Origin of the sequence: Burkholderia sp. DN3021 (assembly GCF_049805555.1) — a bacterium.
In the GTDB taxonomy this organism is placed as follows: domain Bacteria; phylum Pseudomonadota; class Gammaproteobacteria; order Burkholderiales; family Burkholderiaceae; genus Burkholderia; species Burkholderia pyrrocinia_C.
Genome location: NZ_JBNCAB010000039.1, coordinates 32,805 through 52,156, shown reverse-complemented (window position 1 = coordinate 52,156; position 19,352 = coordinate 32,805). Strand labels below are relative to the sequence as shown.

20 protein-coding genes are annotated in these 19,352 nt (G+C 67.5%); 13 read left to right on the top strand and 7 right to left on the bottom strand.

Annotated features, from left to right (window positions below; genetic code table 11):
- Positions 1-5: 5 nt before the first annotated feature.
- The 5 genes from purU to ACPUER_RS19920 form a co-directional block, all read right to left on the bottom strand.
- Entirely contained in the window at positions 6-890 is an 885-nt protein-coding gene (purU, locus tag ACPUER_RS19940) for a formyltetrahydrofolate deformylase (protein WP_034179051.1), read from the bottom strand.
- Positions 891-964: 74 nt separating this feature from the next.
- Entirely contained in the window at positions 965-1,819 is an 855-nt protein-coding gene (locus ACPUER_RS19935; RefSeq protein WP_175963656.1) for an NUDIX hydrolase, read from the bottom strand.
- A gap of 5 nt (positions 1,820-1,824) precedes the next feature.
- Positions 1,825-2,439: a LysE family translocator gene (locus ACPUER_RS19930; protein WP_204424573.1), complete on the bottom strand. Its 615-nt coding sequence runs from the start codon at positions 2,437-2,439 to the stop codon at positions 1,825-1,827.
- 26 nt (positions 2,440-2,465) lie between these two features.
- The gene (locus tag ACPUER_RS19925; protein ID WP_175963654.1) at positions 2,466-3,032 is read right to left on the bottom strand and encodes an adenine phosphoribosyltransferase; all 567 of its coding nucleotides are present in this window, start codon (positions 3,030-3,032) and stop codon (positions 2,466-2,468) included.
- 77 nt (positions 3,033-3,109) lie between these two features.
- Positions 3,110-5,116 carry a monovalent cation:proton antiporter family protein gene (locus ACPUER_RS19920; protein WP_111017820.1) on the bottom strand — a complete coding sequence of 669 codons (2,007 nt, stop codon included), beginning with the start codon at positions 5,114-5,116 and terminating at the stop codon, positions 3,110-3,112.
- A 126-nt stretch (positions 5,117-5,242) separates the two neighbouring features.
- Between ACPUER_RS19920 and kdsD the strand changes: the two genes are divergently transcribed.
- The 11 genes from kdsD (at position 5,243) to ACPUER_RS19865 (ending at position 14,481) form a co-directional block, all read left to right on the top strand.
- Positions 5,243-6,226: an arabinose 5-phosphate isomerase KdsD gene (gene kdsD / locus ACPUER_RS19915; RefSeq protein ID WP_175963653.1), complete on the top strand. Its 984-nt coding sequence runs from the start codon at positions 5,243-5,245 to the stop codon at positions 6,224-6,226.
- Entirely contained in the window at positions 6,226-6,762 is a 537-nt protein-coding gene (locus ACPUER_RS19910; protein WP_072444673.1) for a KdsC family phosphatase, read from the top strand. The genes kdsD and ACPUER_RS19910 overlap by 1 nt, the downstream gene beginning before the upstream one ends.
- A gap of 3 nt (positions 6,763-6,765) precedes the next feature.
- The gene (gene lptC / locus ACPUER_RS19905) at positions 6,766-7,380 is read left to right on the top strand and encodes an LPS export ABC transporter periplasmic protein LptC (RefSeq protein WP_175963652.1); all 615 of its coding nucleotides are present in this window, start codon (positions 6,766-6,768) and stop codon (positions 7,378-7,380) included.
- A 20-nt stretch (positions 7,381-7,400) separates the two neighbouring features.
- A complete protein-coding gene (lptA, locus tag ACPUER_RS19900) occupies positions 7,401-8,066 on the top strand; it encodes a lipopolysaccharide transport periplasmic protein LptA (RefSeq protein WP_111016082.1) in 666 nt (221 codons plus the stop codon).
- Positions 8,063-8,839 (top strand): LPS export ABC transporter ATP-binding protein, encoded by a 777-nt coding sequence (lptB, locus tag ACPUER_RS19895; RefSeq protein ID WP_034179059.1) that lies wholly within the window; start codon positions 8,063-8,065, stop codon positions 8,837-8,839. The genes lptA and lptB overlap by 4 nt, the downstream gene beginning before the upstream one ends.
- Positions 8,840-8,999: 160 nt before the next feature.
- Complete coding sequence (locus ACPUER_RS19890) at positions 9,000-10,508, top strand: RNA polymerase factor sigma-54 (RefSeq protein WP_175963651.1); 1,509 nt, start codon at positions 9,000-9,002, stop codon at positions 10,506-10,508.
- A 159-nt stretch (positions 10,509-10,667) separates the two neighbouring features.
- On the top strand, positions 10,668-11,027 hold the full coding sequence (gene hpf / locus ACPUER_RS19885; protein WP_006477786.1) for a ribosome hibernation-promoting factor, HPF/YfiA family: 360 nt from the start codon (positions 10,668-10,670) through the stop codon (positions 11,025-11,027).
- A 196-nt stretch (positions 11,028-11,223) separates the two neighbouring features.
- Positions 11,224-11,736 (top strand): PTS sugar transporter subunit IIA, encoded by a 513-nt coding sequence (locus ACPUER_RS19880; protein ID WP_034195643.1) that lies wholly within the window; start codon positions 11,224-11,226, stop codon positions 11,734-11,736.
- 129 nt (positions 11,737-11,865) lie between these two features.
- A complete protein-coding gene (gene hprK / locus ACPUER_RS19875; protein ID WP_006483133.1) occupies positions 11,866-12,834 on the top strand; it encodes an HPr(Ser) kinase/phosphatase in 969 nt (322 codons plus the stop codon).
- Between the two features lie 75 nt (positions 12,835-12,909).
- A complete protein-coding gene (gene rapZ, locus ACPUER_RS19870; protein ID WP_425131925.1) occupies positions 12,910-13,818 on the top strand; it encodes an RNase adapter RapZ in 909 nt (302 codons plus the stop codon).
- A 27-nt stretch (positions 13,819-13,845) separates the two neighbouring features.
- Positions 13,846-14,481, top strand: coding sequence for an LON peptidase substrate-binding domain-containing protein (locus tag ACPUER_RS19865; RefSeq protein ID WP_111016078.1), 636 nt, complete (start codon positions 13,846-13,848; stop codon positions 14,479-14,481).
- An 89-nt stretch (positions 14,482-14,570) separates the two neighbouring features.
- Here the strand turns inward: ACPUER_RS19865 and mutY are convergent, their stop codons facing one another.
- On the bottom strand, positions 14,571-15,677 hold the full coding sequence (gene mutY / locus ACPUER_RS19860) for an A/G-specific adenine glycosylase (RefSeq protein WP_425131924.1): 1,107 nt from the start codon (positions 15,675-15,677) through the stop codon (positions 14,571-14,573).
- A gap of 24 nt (positions 15,678-15,701) precedes the next feature.
- Positions 15,702-16,529: a bifunctional DNA-formamidopyrimidine glycosylase/DNA-(apurinic or apyrimidinic site) lyase gene (mutM, locus tag ACPUER_RS19855; RefSeq protein WP_034179065.1), complete on the bottom strand. Its 828-nt coding sequence runs from the start codon at positions 16,527-16,529 to the stop codon at positions 15,702-15,704.
- A gap of 367 nt (positions 16,530-16,896) precedes the next feature.
- On the opposite strand from mutM, the gene ACPUER_RS19850 reads away from it, so the two are divergent.
- Together ACPUER_RS19850 and lolB are read left to right on the top strand one after the other, a co-directional pair.
- Positions 16,897-18,720, top strand: coding sequence for a tetratricopeptide repeat protein (locus tag ACPUER_RS19850; RefSeq protein WP_425131923.1), 1,824 nt, complete (start codon positions 16,897-16,899; stop codon positions 18,718-18,720).
- Positions 18,720-19,340 (top strand): lipoprotein insertase outer membrane protein LolB, encoded by a 621-nt coding sequence (gene lolB / locus ACPUER_RS19845; protein ID WP_072444691.1) that lies wholly within the window; start codon positions 18,720-18,722, stop codon positions 19,338-19,340. The genes ACPUER_RS19850 and lolB overlap by 1 nt, the downstream gene beginning before the upstream one ends.
- The last annotated feature ends 12 nt before the right edge of the window (positions 19,341-19,352 follow it).

The window sequence follows — 19,352 nt, the reverse complement described above, 5'->3', positions numbered from 1 at the left end:
TCAGATCAGCGGAACACGACCGTCTTCGTCCCGTTCAGCACGATCCGGTGCTCGACGTGCCACTTCACCGCGCGCGCGAGCGTCACGCACTCGACGTCGCGGCCGATCGCGGTCAACTGGTCGGGCGTCATGCTGTGGTCGACGCGCTCGACTTCCTGCTCGATGATCGGGCCTTCGTCGAGATCGGTCGTCACGTAGTGCGCGGTCGCGCCGATCAGCTTCACGCCGCGGTCGAACGCCTGGTAGTACGGCTTCGCGCCCTTGAAGCTCGGCAGGAACGAGTGGTGGATGTTGATCGCGCGCCCGGCGAGCTGCTGGCACATGTTCGGCGACAGGATCTGCATGTAGCGCGCAAGCACGACGAGATCGGCCTGGTGCTCGTCGATCACTTCCAGCACGCGCGCTTCCTGCGCGGCCTTCGCCGCATCGGACGAACCGCCGATCAGCGGGAAGTGATGGAACGGGATGTTGTAGCTCGCGGCGAGCTGGTAGAACTCCTTGTGGTTCGACACGATCGCCGGGATCTCGATCGGCAGCTGGCCGGTGCGATAGCGGAACAGCAGGTCGTTCAGGCAGTGGCCGATCTTCGACACCATGATCACGACGCGCGGCTTCACGGCCGCATCGTGCAGTTCCCAGCGCATCGAGAACTGCTCGGCGAGCGGCGCGAATTCCTTGCGAAGCGTGTCGAGCGCCGACGCGGCATCCGTGCCGTTGCCGTCCTGCTCGAAGTGCACACGCATGAAGAATTCGCTGGTGCGGCTGTCGCCGAACTGCGCCGAATCGAGGATGTTGTTGCTGCGCTCGAACAGGAAGCCCGAGACCGCGTGGACGATGCCGTGCCGGTCGGGGCACGACAGTTTCAAGATAAAGCTGTGATCGGTCGGCATGACCGCTACTCCCTTTGTTTCCGTATTCGTCAAATTGCCCGTTCGCGCCGCCGGACTGCGCGTCGCGGCGCGCGTCACGCGGCCGGTGCGAACAGCGCGTCGATGCCTGCCGCCTCTTGCGCCGTCAGCCAGCGATGGCGCAGCAGCGTGTCGAGCGTCGCGAGGCTCGCGTCCATCGTCGCGCGGCCTTCGCGCAGCCAGCCAATCACCTCGGGTACGCCGGCCAGCAGATGCTCGGCCACTTCGCCGTCCTGGTTGCGCGGCGCGAAGTCGTGCGGCAGCGGCAGGTCGTACACGAAGATCAGTTCGGACTGCGTGCCTTCCGGCAGCGAGCACAGCACCTGCACCGCGCGGCCCGCGATCGCGCGCGCCGCGAGTTCGGCCGGAATGCCGGCTTCTTCCCAGCACTCTTTCGCAAGCGTCTCGTGAACGCCCAGGCCCCAGCCGATGCCGCCCGCGACGACGTTGTCGAGCATGCCGGGGTCGGTTGCCTTGGTCGCGCTGCGGCGGCCGAGCCACATCTGCGGCACGGCCGCGGCTGGCGCAGCCGCATATTCTACGATGCCGTTCAGATGCACCGCATAAGTCTGCGTCCCGAAAAACCGCGACGCGGCGCGCTCGATATACGCCAGCGGCGCATCGTCGAAGCGATTGCGGATCGCGTAGATCTCGTCGCGCCAGCCGGGAATCGCGCCTTCGGCCGCGAGCGCGCCGATCGCGCTCGCCAGCGCCATGCTGCGCGCGTCGACCGAGTCGTAGCGCGCCGACAGCACGACGCGCTCGCCGGTCAGTTCGAACACGTCGGGCCAGCGCGCAAGCTTCGCGACATCCTGGCGGCGCACCCAGCCGACCGCCTGGCCGGCGATCTCGAAGCGCAGGTGCGCGGCCGGATCGAAGCGGCGCGCGGCCGCGATGCACGGAAACGTCATTGCCGTCAGTCCTTCAGGGCGACGCGGATGCCGATCGCGATGAACGTCGCGCCGGCGATCCGGTCGAGCCACACGCCGGCCTTCGGGCGGCGCTTCAGCCATGCGCCGATCATTCCGGCGCCGACGCCGAACAGCGAGAAGATCGCGGCCGTCTGCAGCATGAACAGCGCGCCGAGTTCGAACATCTGCAGCGTCACGCTCTGCGCGCCGTGCGGATCGACGAACTGCGGCAGGAACACGACGAAGAACAGCGTGACCTTCGGGTTCATCAGGTTGCCGATCACGCTCTGCCGGAAGATCGTGCCGAGCGGCTGCGGCGGGCGCGCGTGCGCATTCGCGAGGCCCTGGCTGCGCAGCGCCTTGATGCCGATCCACACGAGGTACGCGGCGCCCGCGAGCTTCAGGATCTCGAACGCGACCGGCGACGAACGCAGCACGGCCGCGACGCCGAGCGCCGCCAGCGTCGTGTGGAACAGGATCCCGGCCGTGAAGCCGAGCGCGGCGACGAAGCCGGCCGCGCGGCCCTGCGAGATGCCGCGCGCGAGCACCTGCAGGTTGTCGGGACCCGGCGCGAACGTAATCGCGATCGACGTGGCGAGAAACAGCATGAAGTTGGGCATCGTGACCTCGCGGTGTAAGCCGGCGTTCAGTGGCCGGCGAATTCGGTAACGGTATAGACGGGCAGTCCCGCGTCGCGCAGCAGCGCCGAGCCGCCGAGATCGGGCAGGTCGATGATCGCCGCGCCTTCGACGACCACCGCGCCGAGCCGCTGCAGCAGGTTGCGCCCCGCCATCATCGTGCCGCCGGTCGCGATCAGGTCGTCCATGATGATCACGCGGTCGCCGGGGCGGCACGCATCCTCGTGGATCTCGACCGTCGCGCTGCCGTATTCGAGGTCGTACGATTCCGAGCGCGTCTTGTACGGCAGCTTGCCGACCTTGCGGATCGGCACGAAGCCGACGCTCAGCTCGTACGCGACGATCGGCGCGATGATGAAGCCGCGCGCATCGAGGCCCGCGACGTAGTCGAGCTTCGCATCGACATAGCGCTCGACGAACAGGTCGACGAGGATGCGCAGCGCCTTCGGGCTCTGCAGCAGCGTCGTGATGTCGCGGAACATCACGCCCGGCTGCGGCCAGTCGGGCACCGTGCGGATCTGGCTGTGGATGAAGGCGACCGGATCGAGCGGCGCGCCCGACGACGAATGCGGCATGAAACTCTCCGAAAAAAACGGTGCGCGAAGATCGGGCACCGTTTCGAAAAATACGGGTCAGGTTATTGAAGCGGCGCTCACGCGGCCGCGGCCGGCGGATCGCGCCGATGGCGCGACAGCCGCTCCTCCGCGAGCGCGAGCGCCTCGGGCAGCCCGCGCAGCACGACGATGTCGCTCGCGCGCAGCTTGGTCTGCGGATCGGGTTCGACGCCGCGGATGCCGTGCCGACGGATCGCCGTGACTTCCAGCCCGAGCGCATACAGCCCGAGTTCCTCCAGCGAGCGCCCGACCGCGTCCGCGCGCGCATCGACCGGCACCGATTGTAGCCGCACCTGCTCGTGGTCGTCGTCGTCCGCGTCGTCCGCGCCGCGGAAATAGCCGCGCAGCAGGCTGTAGCGCTCGTCGCGCATTTCCTCGACGCGCCGCACGACCTTGCGCATCGGCACGCCGACCAGCACCAGCGTATGCGACGCGAGCATCAGGCTGCCCTCGACGATCTCCGGAATCACCTCGGTCGCGCCGGCCGCGAGCAGCTTCTCGAGATCGGCATCGTCGACGGTGCGCACGATCGCGGGCAGCGTCGGCTCGAGCTCGTGCACGTGGTGCAGCACGCGCAGCGCGGACGGCGTGTTCGCATAGGTGATCGCCACCGCCGCCGCTCGGTGGATACCGGCCGCGAGCAGCGACTCGCGGCGCGCCGCGTCGCCGAACACGACCGATTCGCCGGCTGCCGCGGCCGCGCTCACGCGGTCCGGGTCGAGGTCGAGCGCGACATACGAAATGCCTTCCTGTTCGAGCATGCGCGCCAGGTTCTGGCCCGCGCGGCCGTAGCCGCAGATGATCACGTGGCCGCGCTGCTTCAGGCTTTGCGTCGCGATCCGCGTCATCTGCAGCGACTGCTGCATCCATTCGGTCGACGACAGCCGCATCACGATCCGGTCGGCGTTCTGGATCAGGAACGGCGCGGCGAGCATCGACAGCAGCATCGACGCAAGGATCGCCTGCAGCAGCGTCGAATCGACCAGATGCCGGTCGAGGATCAGGTTCAGCAGCACGAAGCCGAATTCGCCGGCCTGCGCGAGGCCGATGCCCGTGCGCATCGCGACGCCGGGCGTCGCGCCGAACAACCGCGCAAGCCCGGCGATCATCGTCCCCTTGAACAGGATCTGCCCGACGAAGAAGCCGAGCACGAGCAACGGATGCTCCCAGATCACGCGCGGATCGAGCAGCATCCCGGTCGTCACGAAGAACAGGCCGAGCAGCACGTCGCGGAACGGCTTGATGTCCTCCTCCACCTGATGGCGGAACGGCGTCTCGGAGATCAGCATCCCCGCGATGAACGCGCCGAGCGCGAGCGACAGGCCGAACTTGTCGGTGATGAACGCGGCGCCGAGCGTGACGAGCAGCAGGTTCAGCACGAACAGCTCCTGCGAGCGGCGCCGCGCGACGACGTTGAGCCAGCGCGTCATGAAGCGCTGGCCGATCACCAGCAGCAGCGTGAGCGCGATCACGATCTTGACCGCCGCGAAGCCGAGCGTCAGCGCGAGATCCTTCGACGATTCGGCGCCGAACGCGGCGATCACGATCAGCAGCGGCACGACCGCGAGATCCTGGAACAGCAGCACGCCGAAAATGTTGCGGCCGTGCTCGGTCTCGATCTCGAGACGTTCGGCAAGCATCTTCGACACGATCGCCGTCGACGACATCGCGAGCGCGCCGCCGAGCGCGACGGCGCCCTGCCACGTGATGTGCACCCAGCGCTCGAACAACGCGCCGAGCAACAGCGCGAGCAAAAGCGTCGCGACGACCTGCAGCAGCCCGAGGCCGAACACGAGCCGCTGCATCGACCTCAGTTTCGCAAGCGAGAATTCGAGGCCGATCGAGAACATCAGGAACACCACGCCGAATTCCGCGAGATGCTCGGCGCGCTCGAGATCCGCCGCGATCCCGAGCGCGTGCGGGCCAACCAGGATGCCGACGGTCAGGTAGCCGAGCATCGGCGGGAGGTTCAGCGAGCGGAATACGACGACGCCCACCACCGAAGCCAGCAGCAGCATGAGCGTCATTTCGAGCGGGGAAATCACGGGCGAAGCGTCCTCGTTCGTCGGGGCCACCGCGAAGCGGGCGCGATGGCGTAGCGTGGGATAGGCGACATCGGACGAGTCCGAAGGCCCGGCGCGGCGAACAAACGCCTTTGCTATACTCCGCGCATGATAGCGAAAATCAATGATGATCGGGCGCTCGCGCTCGCCCGCGACGTGCTCGACATCGAGGCGGACGCCGTGCGCGCGCTGCGCGACCAGCTCGACGGCGACTTCGTCCAGGCCGTCGCGCTGCTGCTCGGCTGCCGCGGCCGCGTGGTGGTGTCCGGTATCGGCAAATCGGGGCATATTGCCCGCAAGATCGCGGCAACGCTGGCCAGCACCGGCACGCCGGCCTTCTTCGTCCATCCTGCCGAGGCCAGCCACGGCGACCTCGGGATGGTCACCTCCGATGACGTCTTCATCGGCATCTCCTATTCCGGCGAATCGGAAGAACTCGTCGCGATCCTGCCGCTCGTCAAGCGGATCGGCGCGAAGCTGATCGCGATCACGGGCCGCGCGGAGTCGAGCCTCGGCACGCTCGCCGACGTGAACCTGAACGCCGCGGTCTCGAAGGAAGCATGCCCGCTGAACCTCGCGCCCACCGCGAGCACGACCGCCGCGCTCGCGCTCGGCGACGCGCTCGCCGTCGCGGTGCTCGACGCGCGCGGCTTCGGTTCGGAAGATTTCGCGCGCTCGCACCCGGGCGGCGCGCTCGGCCGGCGCCTGCTCACCTACGTGCGCGACGTGATGCGCTCGGGCGACGACGTCCCGTCCGTCGGGCTCGACGCGACGCTGTCGGACGCGCTGTTCCAGATCACCGCGAAGCGCCTGGGCATGACGGCCGTGGTCGACGCCGACGGCAAGGTCGCGGGCATCTTCACGGACGGCGACCTGCGCCGCGTGCTCGCGCGCGACGGCGACTTCCGCACGCTGCCGATCACCGACGTGATGACGCGCAACCCGCGCACGATCGGGCCGGATCACCTGGCGGTCGAGGCCGTGGAACTGATGGAGCGCCACCGGATCAACCAGATGCTGGTGGTCGATGCCGACGGCGCGCTGATCGGCGCGCTGAACATGCACGACCTGTTTTCGAAGAAGGTGATCTGATGAGCGCAGCGCTGACTGCGGCCGAACGCGCGAGCCGCGTGAAGCTGATGATTTTCGACGTCGACGGCGTGCTGACCGACGGCGGCCTGCTGTTTACCGCGGCCGGCGACGCGATGAAGTCGTTCAACTCGCTCGACGGCCACGGCGTGAAGCTGCTCGGCGAAGCCGGCATCGCGACCGCGATCATCACGGGCCGCCGCTCGGAGATCGTCGCGGCGCGCGCGAAGGAAATGAAGATCGCGCACCTGTTCCAGGGCGTCGAGAACAAGCTCGCGGTGTTCGCCGACCTGATCGCATCGCTCGGCCTCACCGCCGACGCGTGCGGCTACATGGGCGACGACTGGCCCGACCTGCCGGTGATGCTGCGCTGCGGCTTCGCGACCGCGCCCGCGAACGCGCACCCCGACGTGATCGCCCGCGCGCACTGGGTGGCCGAGGCCCGCGGCGGCCACGGCGCCGTGCGCGAAGTCTGCGACGCGATCCTGCGCGCTCAGCGCCGCTATGACGCGCTGCTCGCAGCCGCCTGCGGAGCCTGACGGATGAATACGCATTTCCGCTGGACCCAGATGCTGCCGCTCGCCGCGGTCGCCGCGCTCGCGGGCATCACGTGGTGGCTGCTGCAGGCGACGCTGCCGCCGCCCGGCGAGGGCACCGCGCAGCCGAAGCGCCATACGCCCGACTATTTCGCGGACAACTTCTCGGTCACCGAGCTCGACCAGTCCGGCACGACGCAGTACCGGCTGACGGCCGCGAAGCTGGTCCATTACGAAGACACCGAAAACAGCGACCTGGCCGATCCGGCCATGCGCGCATTCCAGCCCGGCAAGCCGGTCGTGACGACCACCGCGAAACGCGGCACCGTCAACGGCGACGTGTCGATCGTCGATTTGTACGACGACGCGCGCATCCTGCGCGCGGCCGGCGGCGGCGATCCGCAAATGCAGGCCGATTCCCAGCATTTCCGGATCTTCGTCAATGACGATGTGATCCAGACCGAAAAGCCGGTTAAACTTCAGCGCGGCCTGTCGCTCGTCAACGCGACCGACGGCATGAAGTACAACAACGTCACCCGGGTCATCGAGCTTTACGGCAACGTGCGCGGCACGATCGCCGCGGCGGACACGTCCGGCGGCTCGAAAGGTCAACCCAAGTGACGCTTCCCTCACGTGACTGCATGAACGAACCGTTCCCTCGACAGATTTCCGGCGGCGCTGCGCGCGCCGTCCGCGCCGCGCTCGCCGCGACGCTCGTGGCGCTCCCGCTGATCGGGCTGGCGCCGCTCGCCCATGCCGAGAAGGCCGACCAGAACAAACCGATCAACGTCGAGGCCGACAACCTGACCTATGACGACCTGAAGCAGGTCACGGTCGCGACCGGCAACGTCGTGATCACGAAGGGCACGATCATCATCAAGGGCGATCGCGTCGAAGTGCGCCAGGATCCGGAAGGCTATCAGTACGCGACGTCGTTCGGCAGCGGCAAGAAGCACGCGACGTTCCGCCAGAAGCGCGAAGGCCTCGACGAATACATCGACGGCGACGCCGAGCGCATCGACTACGACGGCAAACAGGACCTGACCACGCTGACGACCGCCGCGACCGTACGCCGCCTGCAGGGCACGTCGACCGTCGCGGACACCGTGCACGGCAGCGTGATCACGTACGACGGCCAGCGCGACTTCTACACCGCGAAGGGCGGCAAGGACGTCGCCGCGCCCGGCAACCCGAACGGCCGCGTGCGCGCGATGCTGTCGCCGAAGAACGGCGGCCCCGCGCCGCTGACCGGCGCGCCGGCGAAGCTGTCGCCGTCGACCACGATCCAGGGAGCGCCGGGCCAATGAACGCGCTACCGAACCGCCAGCCGGCCGGCACCACGAGTTCGCTCGTCGTCCGCAACCTGAAGAAGCGCTACGGCTCGCGCACGGTCGTCAAGGACGTGTCGCTCGACGTGAAGAGCGGCGAAGTCGTCGGCCTGCTCGGCCCGAACGGCGCCGGCAAGACCACGTCGTTCTACATGATCGTCGGCCTCGTGCCGCTCGACGCTGGCGAGATCTCGCTGAACGGCAGCTCGATCAGCCTGCTGCCGATCCACAAGCGCGCGTCGCTCGGCCTGTCGTACCTGCCGCAGGAAGCGTCCGTGTTCCGCAAGCTGACCGTCGAGGAAAACATCCGCGCGGTGCTCGAGCTGCAATACGGCGAAGACGGCAAGCGGCTGTCGAAGGACGCGATCTCGTCGCGCAGCGAAGCACTGCTCGACGAGCTGCAGATCGGCCACCTGCGCGAGAACCCGGCGCTGTCGCTGTCGGGCGGCGAACGACGCCGGGTCGAAATCGCGCGCGCGCTCGCGACCAACCCGAACTTCATCCTGCTCGACGAACCGTTCGCCGGCGTCGACCCGATCGCGGTGCTCGAGATCCAGAAGATCGTCAAGTTCCTGAAGCAGCGCAACATCGGCGTGCTGATTACCGATCACAACGTCCGCGAAACGCTCGGCATCTGCGACCACGCCTATATCATCAGCGACGGCTCGGTGCTCGCCGCCGGCGCGCCGAGCGACATCATCGAAAACGAAAGCGTGCGCCGCGTGTATCTCGGCGAACACTTCCGCATGTAACTTCCTCCTCGTGGCTGGCTGCACCCCGCCCGGCATCGCCGCGCGGGGCCGCGCCCCGCTTCGCGGCCATGCCCGCGGCCGGGCGGCGCGCCGCGCGTAATCGCGGATGGCTCAACGCGCCTGGGTCGTGGCAAACTGCCGGTATGACTCCCTCCTTGCCATGAAAGCCAGCCTTCAACTCCGCCTGTCGCAACATCTGGCGCTGACGCCGCAGCTACAGCAGTCGATCCGGCTCCTGCAGTTGTCGACGCTCGAATTGCAGCAGGAAGTCGCGATGGCAGTCGCGCAGAATCCGTTGCTCGAGAACGACGACGACTGGATCGTGAGTCCGCTGCGCGTCGCGGCGGACGGATCGCTGATCGCGCAGACACCTTCCGGCCAGAACACCGAGCCGGCCCCGGCAAACAGCAGCAGCAGCACGTCGGGCGATCGCGCGGAGCGCGACGAACCGGCCGGCGCGGACGAATACGACGGTTACGCGTCCGGTGACGGCAACGACGGCCCGCAATGGAATCTCGACGAATTCGGCCGCTCGAGCGGCGCGTCCGACGACGACGACCTCCCGCCGCTGCAGGTGCAGGAAGCCGCGACGTCGCTGCGCGACCACCTGTCCGCACAGTTGCGCGTCACGCAGGCCGGCCCGCGCGATCGCGCGCTCGTGATGTTCCTGATCGAGTCGCTCGACGACGACGGCTACCTGACCGCCACGCTCGACGAAGTGCTCGCCGACCTGCCGCCCGAGCTGGAGATCGACTGCGACGAACTGAACGCGGCGCTCGCGCTGCTGCACAGCTTCGACCCGGCCGGGGTCGGCGCCCGCTCGGCATCCGAATGCCTGAAGCTGCAGCTGCTGCGCCTCGATCCGTCCCCGACGCGCACCCTCGCGCTCGAGATCGTGTCGCAGCATCTGGAGCTGCTCGCCGCACGCGACTTCACGCGATTGCGCAAGCACCTGAAGGCGAGCGACGACGCGCTGCGCGACGCGCACGCACTGATCCGCTCGCTCGAGCCGTTCCCCGGCGCCGCGTACGGCAAGGCCGAGGCCGACTACGTCGTGCCCGACATCATCGTGAAGAAGGCCGGCCAGGGATGGCTCGCGGAGCTCAATCCGGAGGTCGTGCCGCGCCTGCGGATCAACAACCTCTACGCGAACATCCTGCGCAACAGCCGCGGCGATCCGTCGACCGGTTCGCTGAAACAGCAGCTTCAGGAAGCACGCTGGCTGATCAAAAACATCCAGCAGCGTTTCGACACGATCCTGCGTGTCGCACAGGCTATTGTCGAGCGTCAGAAGAATTTCTTTGCGCACGGTGAAATTGCCATGCGCCCCTTGGTTTTGCGGGAAATAGCTGATACGCTGGGCCTACACGAGTCGACTGTCAGCCGTGTGACAACCGGGAAGTACATGCTGACCCCGTTCGGGACGCTTGAATTTAAGTACTTCTTCGGATCTCACGTTTCGACCGACACCGGTGGCGCCGCCTCGTCGACAGCCATCCGAGCCCTCATCAAGCAACTGATAGGAGCTGAAGACCCAAAATCGCCACTTTCGGACAGCCGCATTGCCGAGCTGCTGGCAGAACAGGGTTTCGTGGTCGCGCGCCGCACGGTTGCCAAATATCGCGAAGCCCTCAAGATCCCGGCAGTGAATCTGCGCAAGTCTCTTTAGGCCTGCTGCCTGCCCGGCGGCAGGCGTGTTCCGGCCACCGCGCACACGGGGAACAGGCCGGGCGACCTGTCCGCGATACACCGCCTCCGTGCGGCACGGGCAAGTCGGCCGGAGCGCCGCCTCGATGCGGCCGGGTGGTCACTCGCTTGGAGAAGCACTATGAACCTGAAGATCAGTGGACATCATCTCGAAGTCACGCCTGCAATTCGCGAATACGTGATCACCAAGCTGGACAGGGTGCTACGGCATAGCGATCAGGTGATCGATGGCACTGTGATCCTCTCGGTCGACAACCACAAGGAAAAGGACAAGCAGCAGCGCGCGGAAATCAATCTGCACCTGAAGGGCAAAGACATCTTCGTCGAAAGCGCGAACGGCAACCTGTACGCCGCGATCGATCTGCTGATCGACAAGCTGGATCGCCAGGTCGTCAAGCACATGGAGCGCCTGCAAACGCACGCGCACGACCCGATCAAGCTTCAACCGTCGATCGACCAGATCGAACTGCCGCCGCAATAACCGTCACCGCAACACGCACGCCGCCCGGTTCGCCGGGCGTTTTTTTTGCGACTCCGCGCCCGTGGTGCGACCGGTCCGTCCATGCTGCGCCACGCACGCGGCTGTGCTCTATAATGTCCCGGTTATCGCCGGGGGGCGTTGGGTGCGGTAGCTGCGTTGCAGGTTGCCGATACCAGATGCCTTGATATCGCCGAACATGGAAAATCAGTCTGCCGCCGCAAGGAGACCCCAGGCCGCCCAATCGCCTGCCAACATGAATCGCCTAGCCAAAATCCTGCCCATAGAGAACGTCGTCATCGACCTCTCGGTCACCAGCAAGAAACGCGTGTTCGAACAAGCCGGGCTGATGTTCGAGAATCAGAACGGCATCGCCCGCAGCACCGTCACGGACAACCTGTTCGCGCGCGAGCGCCTCGGCTCGACCGGGCTCGGCGAAGGCGTCGCGATTCCGCACGGGCGCATCAAGGGTCTCAAGCACCCTCTCGCCGCGTTCGTCCGGCTCGCCGATGCGATCCCGTTCGAAGCGCCCGACGGCCAGCCGGTCGGCCTCCTGATTTTCCTGCTCGTCCCCGAGCAAGCCACCCAGCAGCATCTCGAAATCCTGTCGGAAATCGCGCAACTGCTGTCCGATCGCGACGCGCGTGAGCGTCTGCACAACGAAACGGATATCGCCGAGTTGCATCGCCTGCTCACTCAGTGGCAACCTTGAGTTGATCCGGGCGGAATATTTTCCCGTACGAGGCGGCACGCGCCGCCGTCCAGGGCCGCCCGGCGCCGGCCCGGCATGGCGACGTCCGTCGCCGCGCGCATGCACCGGCCCATTGGAGTGACGAGAGTCATGGATACGTCCAGCATCAACGCCCAGAGCATCTTCGACGACAACGCGGCCACGCTGAAACTGAGCTGGCTGACGGGGCATGAAGGCTGGGAACGCGGCTTTTCGGCCGACACGGTCGGCAACGCGACGTCGAGCGCCGACCTCGTCGGCCACCTGAACCTGATCCACCCGAACCGGATCCAGGTGCTGGGCGAAGCCGAAATCGACTACTACCAGCGCCAGACCGACGAAGACCGCTCGCGCCACATGGCCGAGCTGATCGCACTCGAACCGCCGTTCCTCGTCGTCGCCGGCGGCGCCGCGGCGCCGCCCGAACTCGTGCTGCGCTGCACGCGCTCGTCGACCCCGCTGTTCACGACGCCGATGTCGGCCGCCGCGGTGATCGACAGCCTGCGGCTCTACATGTCCCGCATCCTCGCGCCGCGCGCGACGCTGCACGGCGTATTCCTCGACATCCTCGGGATGGGCGTGCTGCTGACCGGCGATTCGGGCCTCGGCAAAAGCGAACTCGGCCTCGAACTGATCAGCCGCGGCCACGGCCTCGTCGCCGACGACGCGGTCGACTTCGTCCGTCTTGGCCCCGATTTCGTCGAAGGGCGGTGCCCGCCGCTGCTGCAAAACCTGCTCGAAGTGCGCGGCCTCGGCCTGCTCGACATCAAGACGATCTTCGGCGAAACCGCCGTGCGGCGGAAAATGAAGCTGAAGCTGATCGTCCAGCTCGTGCGGCGCCCCGACGGCGAATTCCAGCGCCTGCCGCTCGAAAGCCAGACCGTCGACGTGCTCGGTTTGCCGATCAGCAAGGTCACGATCCAGGTTGCGGCCGGCCGCAACCTTGCGGTGCTCGTCGAGGCCGCCGTCCGGAACACGATCCTGCAGTTGCGCGGAATCGACACGTTGCGCGATTTCATGGATCGGCAACGACTCGCGATGCAAGATCCCGACAGTCAGTTCCCCGGCAAACTGGTGTAACCCGCACGCGCCGGCTGCGCAACGCCGACGCGTCGAGCCAGTGCTATGATGAAACGTCAGGATTCTCTGCTTCCCATGCGCATCGTCCTTATCACCGGCATCTCCGGCTCAGGCAAATCCGTCGCGCTGAACGCGCTCGAAGACGCAGGCTATTACTGCGTCGACAACCTGCCGCCGCATGTGCTCCCCGAACTCGCCCGCTACCTCGCCCAGGACGGCCAGCGCCGGCTCGCGGTTGCGATCGACGCGCGCTCGAGCGCATCGCTCGACGAAATGCCCGGCCTGATCCGCGAGCTGTCGCGCGATCACGACGTGCGCGTGCTGTTCCTCAACGCAAGCACCCAGGCGCTGATCCAGCGCTTCTCCGAAACGCGCCGCCGCCATCCGCTCTCCGGCTCGCTGTCGCACGATGCAGACGTCGGCCTGCTGTCGTCGCTCGAGGAAGCGATCGAGCGCGAACGCGACCTCGTCGCGCCGCTCGCCGAGTTCGGCCACCAGATCGATACGAGCACGCTGCGCGCGAACGTGCTGCGCACGTGGGTCAAGCGCTTCATCGAGCAGAAGAACAACGACCTGATGGTGATGTTCGAGTCGTTCGGCTTCAAGCGCGGCGTACCGCTCGACGCCGACCTGATGTTCGACGTGCGCGCGCTGCCGAATCCGTACTACGACCACGAGTTGCGCCCGCTCACCGGGCTCGACCAGCCGGTCATCGCCTTTCTCGACGCACTGCCGATCGTCCACCAGATGATCGACGACATCCATGCGTTCCTGTTGAAATGGCTGCCGCACTTCCGCGATGACAACCGCAGCTACCTGACCGTCGCCATCGGCTGCACCGGCGGCCAGCATCGCTCGGTGTTCATCGCGGAAGCGCTCGCCGCGCGCCTCGCGCACGAGGCGAACGTGATCGTGCGGCATCGTGACGCGCCAGTGGATGTCGACGCGTCGTCGCGGCTCGTCTCCGAGGTCGACCGACCCTAGCGACACCCGCCCCAACGCCCGCGCGCCATGTCCTCCCTATCGACCACCCTGATCGACCTGCCGCTGTTTCCGCTGCACACGGTGCTGTTTCCGGGAGGCTTGCTCCCGCTCAAGGTGTTCGAGGCACGCTACCTCGACATGTCCCGCGCGTGCCTGCGCGACGACGCGCCGTTCGGCGTGTGCCTGCTGAAGAGCGGGCCCGAAGTCGCACAGGACGGCGCCGTGTCGGTGCCCGAAACCATCGGCTGCATGGCGCGCATCACCGAGTGCGATACCGGCGAATTCGGGATGCTGTATCTGCAGGCGGTCGGCACGCAGCGTTTCGAACTGCTGTCGTATCGCGTCGAAGGCAACGGGCTGCTGGTCGGCATCGCGGAGCCGCTGCCCGACGACATCCCGCTCGAAGGCGAGCAGGCGCTCGCGCAGTTCGGCTCGTGCGCCGAGGTGCTGGAGCGCATCATCGACGCGCTGAAGAAATCCGAGCCGGGCAAGCTGCCGTTCGGCGAACCGTTCCGCCTCGACGATCCGAGCTGGGTGTCGAACCGCCTCGCGGAACTGCTGCCGCTCGACCTGCGCGCGCGGCAAAAGCTGATGGAATTTCCGGACGTCGGCGCACGCATCGACGCCGTGCACCACGTGCTCGACCGGCACGGCTGGCTGTAGGCGCCTCCGGACGGGACTTCCTTCGGTGCGGAAAACCCGGGGCGGCCCGGCGTTTTCTCGAGCGCGCGGCCCGCGCCCGTTCCCCTTCGTTACAGCAGCGGCCCGCTCAGTGCATCGAGCAGCTTGCGCACGGGCGCCGGCACGCCGTACGCATCGAGCCGGCTCAGCGGCACCCACGCGGTCTCCGCGTCCCGTGCCTGCGACGGCAGGCCGCGGCCGTCGGCCATGTCGCTCAGCCGCGGCTCGATCTCGAGCCGGAAATGCGTGAACGTATGCGTGAACGGCGCAAGCGGCACCGGGCCGCCGCCGCCGAAGCCCTGCGCAAGCTCCGCGAGTGCCGCATCGCCGTCGGCTTGCGGCAGGCTCCACAAGCCGCCCCAGATGCCGGCCGGCGGCCGCCGCTCGAGCAGCACGGCGTCGCCGTCGCGCAGCACGAGCATCCAGGTCTTGCGCGTCGGCACGGCCTTCTTCGGCCGCGCGGCCGGCAGTTCGCGCTGCCGGCCCGTCGATTGCGCGACGCAGTCGCCCGCGAACGGGCAACGCGCGCAATCGGGCTTGCCGCGCACGCACAGCGTCGCGCCGAGATCCATCAGCCCCTGCGTATAGGCGCTGACGTCCGCCGCATTGGCGGCGTCGGGCAACAGCGATTCGGCGAGCGCCCACATGTCGTTCTCGACGCGCTTCTCTCCCGGAAAGCCCTCGACGCCGAACACCCGCGCGAGCACGCGCTTCACGTTGCCGTCGAGGATCGTCGCGCGCGCGCCGTACGCGAACGACGCGATCGCCGCGGCCGTCGAGCGGCCGATGCCCGGCAGTTCGGCCAGCGCGTCGGGCGTCGCCGGAAACGCGCCGCCGTGCTCGGCGACGACGGCCTGCGCGCAGCGGTGCAGGTTGCGCGCGCGCGAGTAGTAGCCGAGCCCCGCCCACAGCGCCATCACGTCGTCGACCGGCGCGGCCGCGAGCGCGGCGACGTCGGGGCAGCGTTCGAGAAAGCGCGCGTAATACGGGATGACGGTCGACACCTGGGTCTGTTGCAGCATGATTTCCGACAGCCAGATTCGGTACGGATCGCGGGTGTTCTGCCACGGCAGGTCGTGGCGGCCATGCTCGCGCTGCCACGCGATCAGGCGCGTGGCGAACGTGCGGTGCAGCGGTGTGACGGGGAACGGAGCGGGGGCGATGCGGGGCGGCTTCAAGTTATCTAATCGCGGAAAAAGGTTTCAACGCTGGCAGGTCGCACAGAAATAGGTCGACCGCTGGCCCTGCACGATCTGGCGGATCGGCGTGCCGCATACGCGGCAAGGCTGGCCGGCACGGTCGTAGACGAAGCAGTCGAGCTGGAAATAGCCGCTTTCGCCGTTGCTGCCGACAAAATCGCGCAGCGTACTGCCGCCGCGCTCGATCGCATCGGCGAGCGTCGCACGCACCGCGTCGGCCAGCCGCTCGTAGCGCGGCAGCGACACCTTGCCGGCGGCCGTCGTCGGCCGGATGCCGGCGCGAAACAGGCTCTCCGACGCATAGATGTTGCCGACGCCGACGACCATGTCGCCCGCGAGCAGCGCCTGCTTGACCGACACCGTGCGGCCGCGCGTGCGCGCATGCAGCAGCGCGCCGGTGAACGCCGGCGAGAACGGCTCGACGCCGAGGCTCGCGAGAAGCGGATGCGCGTGCACGTCGCCCGCTTCGCGCGGGTGCCACAGCACGGCGCCGAAGCGGCGCGGATCGCGGAACCGCAGTACGAATTCGTCGAAGATCCAGTCGATGTGGTCGTGCTTCGCGGCAACGGGCACGCCGGCCGCGGGCAGCACGCGCAGCGTGCCCGTCATGCCGAGATGGACGATGAACCAGCCCGCGTCGACCTCGAACAGCAGGTATTTGCCGCGACGTTCGACCGCGAGCACCTCGCGCGCGCGCAACTGCTCGGCGAGCCCCGCCGGCACGGGCCAGCGCAGCATCGCGGTACGGACGTCGACACGCTCGACGCGGCGGCCCGCGACAAAGGGCTCGATGCCCCGGCGCGTGACTTCGACTTCTGGCAACTCTGGCATGTTAAGCGGGTCTGAGACTAGGGTCTGTTTACATATGGAACGCGCATGCGTTGCCACGAGAACGGCCGCTCGCGAGGCGCGCGACGCCGCGAATACTGACGTATTCGCAAGGAGCACAACGCGGCGAGCGGCCGTTCTCGTGGCAACCCCAAATTAAAAAATTCATGTCACGGGAATGCCCGAAATCGCCCGCATGGCGGCGTCGCTCGTCGCTTGTTTGGCTCGCCAAACGGCACTCCTCGCTTCTTGCCATGCGGGCGATTTCGGGCATTCGCATGTGCGTTCCATATGTAAACAGACCCTATCACGATCGTGCGTGTATTGTAGCGAGCGCGTTACAATCGGTTGAAACATCGAACGGATTTCCATGACTCTGCCCTCGAAGCTGCTTCAGAAGCGCCCCGCCGCCGCGCGCGGCGCGCGCGCCTTCCCGGTCCGTCGTGCACTCGGCGCCGCGCTGTTTGCCGCCTGGACCCTCACCGCCTTCCCGGCTCACGCGCAGGATCCGGCATCGGACGACGCGGAGCCGCAGGGCGCGTTCGAGCATGTGATGCCGGATGAGCAGAAGAATCTCCCCGGTGTCCCGCTGACGAGCCAGATCGTCTACCAGGTGCTCGCCGCCGAAGTCGCGCTCCAGCGCAACCAGCCGGCGCCGGCGTACCAGACCTACCTCGCGCTCGCCCGCGACACGCGCGATCCGCGCATGGCGCAGCGTGCGACCGAGATCGCGCTCGGTGCACAGAGCCCGGCCGACGCGCTGTCCGCCGCGAACCTGTGGCGCCAGTACGCACCGGATTCGAATCGGGCGTCGCAGGTCGACGCCGCGCTGCTGGTGCTCGCCGGCAAGCCGGCCGACGCGCAGCCGATGCTCGCGCGCGAGCTGGCCCGCGCAACCGGCGAGACGCGCGGGCCCGCGATCCTCGCGCTGCAGGCGCTGCTCGTGCGCGGCTCCGATCGCGTCGGCGGCCTCGCGGTGCTGAAGGACATGCTGAAGAACGACATGAACCGGCCCGAGGCGCAGCTCGCGATCGCGCGGCAGCAGCTCGCCGTCGACGACAAGGACGGCGCCGCGCAATCGCTGAAGCGGGCGCTGCAGCTCCGCCCCGACTACCTGCCGGCGGCCCTGATGCTGTCGCAGATGGGGCCGGCGGAACGCGCGGCGGGCATCGCGTCGTTCGAGAAATATGTTCAGCAGAATCCGAAGTCGCGCGACGCGCGGCTTGCGCTGTCGCAGCTCTATCTCGCCGACGATCGCCTCGACGACGCGCAGAAGCAGTTCGAGACGATGCGCAAGCTCGACTCGAAGGATCCGACGCCGCTGATGGCGCTCGCGCTGATCAAGATTCAGCAGAAGAAACTCGACGAAGCGACCGCCTACCTGAAGCAGTACGTGCAGCTCGGCGACAAGCAGTCGAACCTCGACGTCGGCCAGGGCTACATCTACCTCGCGCAGATCGCGATCGACCAGAACAACGATGCGCAGGCGTCGCAATGGCTCGACAAGGTCGACCAGACGAGCCAGCACTATCTCCCCGCGCAGATCACGCGCGCGCAGCTGCTGCAGAAACAGGGCAAGACCGACGAGGCGCGCAAGGTGCTCGACGACCTGCCGATCACGGATCCGCGCGACGCGGCCGTGGTCGCGCGCACCGACGCGTCGATCCTGTTCACCGCGAAGCGCTATCCGGAAGCCGAGGCACGGCTCGGGCAGGCGGTCCAGGACTTCCCGGACGATCCCGACCTGCGCTACGACTACGCGATGGCGGCCGAAAAAACCGGCCACTACACGACGATGGAAAAGCAGCTGCGCGAGCTGATCCGCACGCAGCCCGACAACCCGCAGGCGTACAACGCGCTCGGCTATTCGCTTGCCGACCGCAACCAGCGCCTGCCCGAAGCCAGCAAGCTGATCGACAAGGCGATGACGCTCGCGCCGAACGATGCCTACATCATGGATAGCCTCGGCTGGGTGAAGTACCGGATGGGCGACACGGCCGGCGCTACGAAGGTCCTGCGGCATGCGTACGAACTGCAGCCGAACGCCGAAATCGGCGCGCACCTCGGCGAAGTGCTGTGGAAGAGCGGCGCGCAGGACGACGCGCGTTCCGCGTGGCGTGCCGCGCAGAAACTCGAGCCCGACAACGAAACGCTCGTGCAGACGCTGAAGCGCCTGCAGATCAACGGCCTCTGATGCAGATGTTCCCGATGCTTTCCCTGTTCTCCCGCGCGCAGCGCACGCTGGCCGCAGCCGGCGCGGCGCTCGCGCTCGCCGGCTGCGCGAGCACGCCGCCGTCGGCAAGCGCGCCGACGGGCGCGGCGCTGCAGACCGCCGCGACGCACGCTTACCATGGCCGCTTCGCCGTGCAGTACGACGACCGTCTCGGCAAGCAGCAGAACGTGTACGGCAACTTCGACTGGCAGGAGCACGGCAACGACGTGTCGCTTGAGCTGCGCAGCCCGCTCGGCCAGACGCTCGCGGTCGTGAAATCGACGCCGCAGGCGGCGTCGCTCGAGCTGCCGAACCGTCCGACGCAATATGCGGCCGACGTCGGCGACCTGATGCAGCGAACGCTCGGCTTCGCCCTGCCGCTCGCGGGCCTGCGCTACTGGCTGCTGCCGACGCCCGCGCCCGCGACGCCGGCGGAGACGGTACGCGATCCGGCCGACGACTCGCACGTCAAGCAGATCCGCCAGGACGGCTGGACGATCGACTACCTTGCCTACGCGGACGCCCCGGCCACGGGCGTCAAACGCGTCAACCTCGTGCGCGCGACGCCGCCGCTCGACATCAAGCTCGTGCTCGATCAGTGAGTACGCGCGCCT

Coding starts and splice junctions, on each gene's coding strand:
- purU (WP_034179051.1), bottom strand. CDS start 890: ATGCCGACCGATCACAGCTTTATCTTGAAACTGTCGTGCCCCGACCGG.
- ACPUER_RS19935 (WP_175963656.1), bottom strand. CDS start 1,819: ATGACGTTTCCGTGCATCGCGGCCGCGCGCCGCTTCGATCCGGCCGCG.
- ACPUER_RS19930 (WP_204424573.1), bottom strand. CDS start 2,439: ATGCCCAACTTCATGCTGTTTCTCGCCACGTCGATCGCGATTACGTTC.
- ACPUER_RS19925 (WP_175963654.1), bottom strand. CDS start 3,032: ATGCCGCATTCGTCGTCGGGCGCGCCGCTCGATCCGGTCGCCTTCATC.
- kdsD (WP_175963653.1), top strand. CDS start 5,243: ATGATAGCGAAAATCAATGATGATCGGGCGCTCGCGCTCGCCCGCGAC.
- ACPUER_RS19910 (WP_072444673.1), top strand. CDS start 6,226: ATGAGCGCAGCGCTGACTGCGGCCGAACGCGCGAGCCGCGTGAAGCTG.
- lptC (WP_175963652.1), top strand. CDS start 6,766: ATGAATACGCATTTCCGCTGGACCCAGATGCTGCCGCTCGCCGCGGTC.
- lptA (WP_111016082.1), top strand. CDS start 7,401: ATGAACGAACCGTTCCCTCGACAGATTTCCGGCGGCGCTGCGCGCGCC.
- lptB (WP_034179059.1), top strand. CDS start 8,063: ATGAACGCGCTACCGAACCGCCAGCCGGCCGGCACCACGAGTTCGCTC.
- ACPUER_RS19890 (WP_175963651.1), top strand. CDS start 9,000: ATGAAAGCCAGCCTTCAACTCCGCCTGTCGCAACATCTGGCGCTGACG.
- hpf (WP_006477786.1), top strand. CDS start 10,668: ATGAACCTGAAGATCAGTGGACATCATCTCGAAGTCACGCCTGCAATT.
- ACPUER_RS19880 (WP_034195643.1), top strand. CDS start 11,224: ATGGAAAATCAGTCTGCCGCCGCAAGGAGACCCCAGGCCGCCCAATCG.
- hprK (WP_006483133.1), top strand. CDS start 11,866: ATGGATACGTCCAGCATCAACGCCCAGAGCATCTTCGACGACAACGCG.
- rapZ (WP_425131925.1), top strand. CDS start 12,910: ATGCGCATCGTCCTTATCACCGGCATCTCCGGCTCAGGCAAATCCGTC.
- ACPUER_RS19865 (WP_111016078.1), top strand. CDS start 13,846: ATGTCCTCCCTATCGACCACCCTGATCGACCTGCCGCTGTTTCCGCTG.
- mutM (WP_034179065.1), bottom strand. CDS start 16,529: ATGCCAGAGTTGCCAGAAGTCGAAGTCACGCGCCGGGGCATCGAGCCC.
- ACPUER_RS19850 (WP_425131923.1), top strand. CDS start 16,897: ATGACTCTGCCCTCGAAGCTGCTTCAGAAGCGCCCCGCCGCCGCGCGC.
- lolB (WP_072444691.1), top strand. CDS start 18,720: ATGCAGATGTTCCCGATGCTTTCCCTGTTCTCCCGCGCGCAGCGCACG.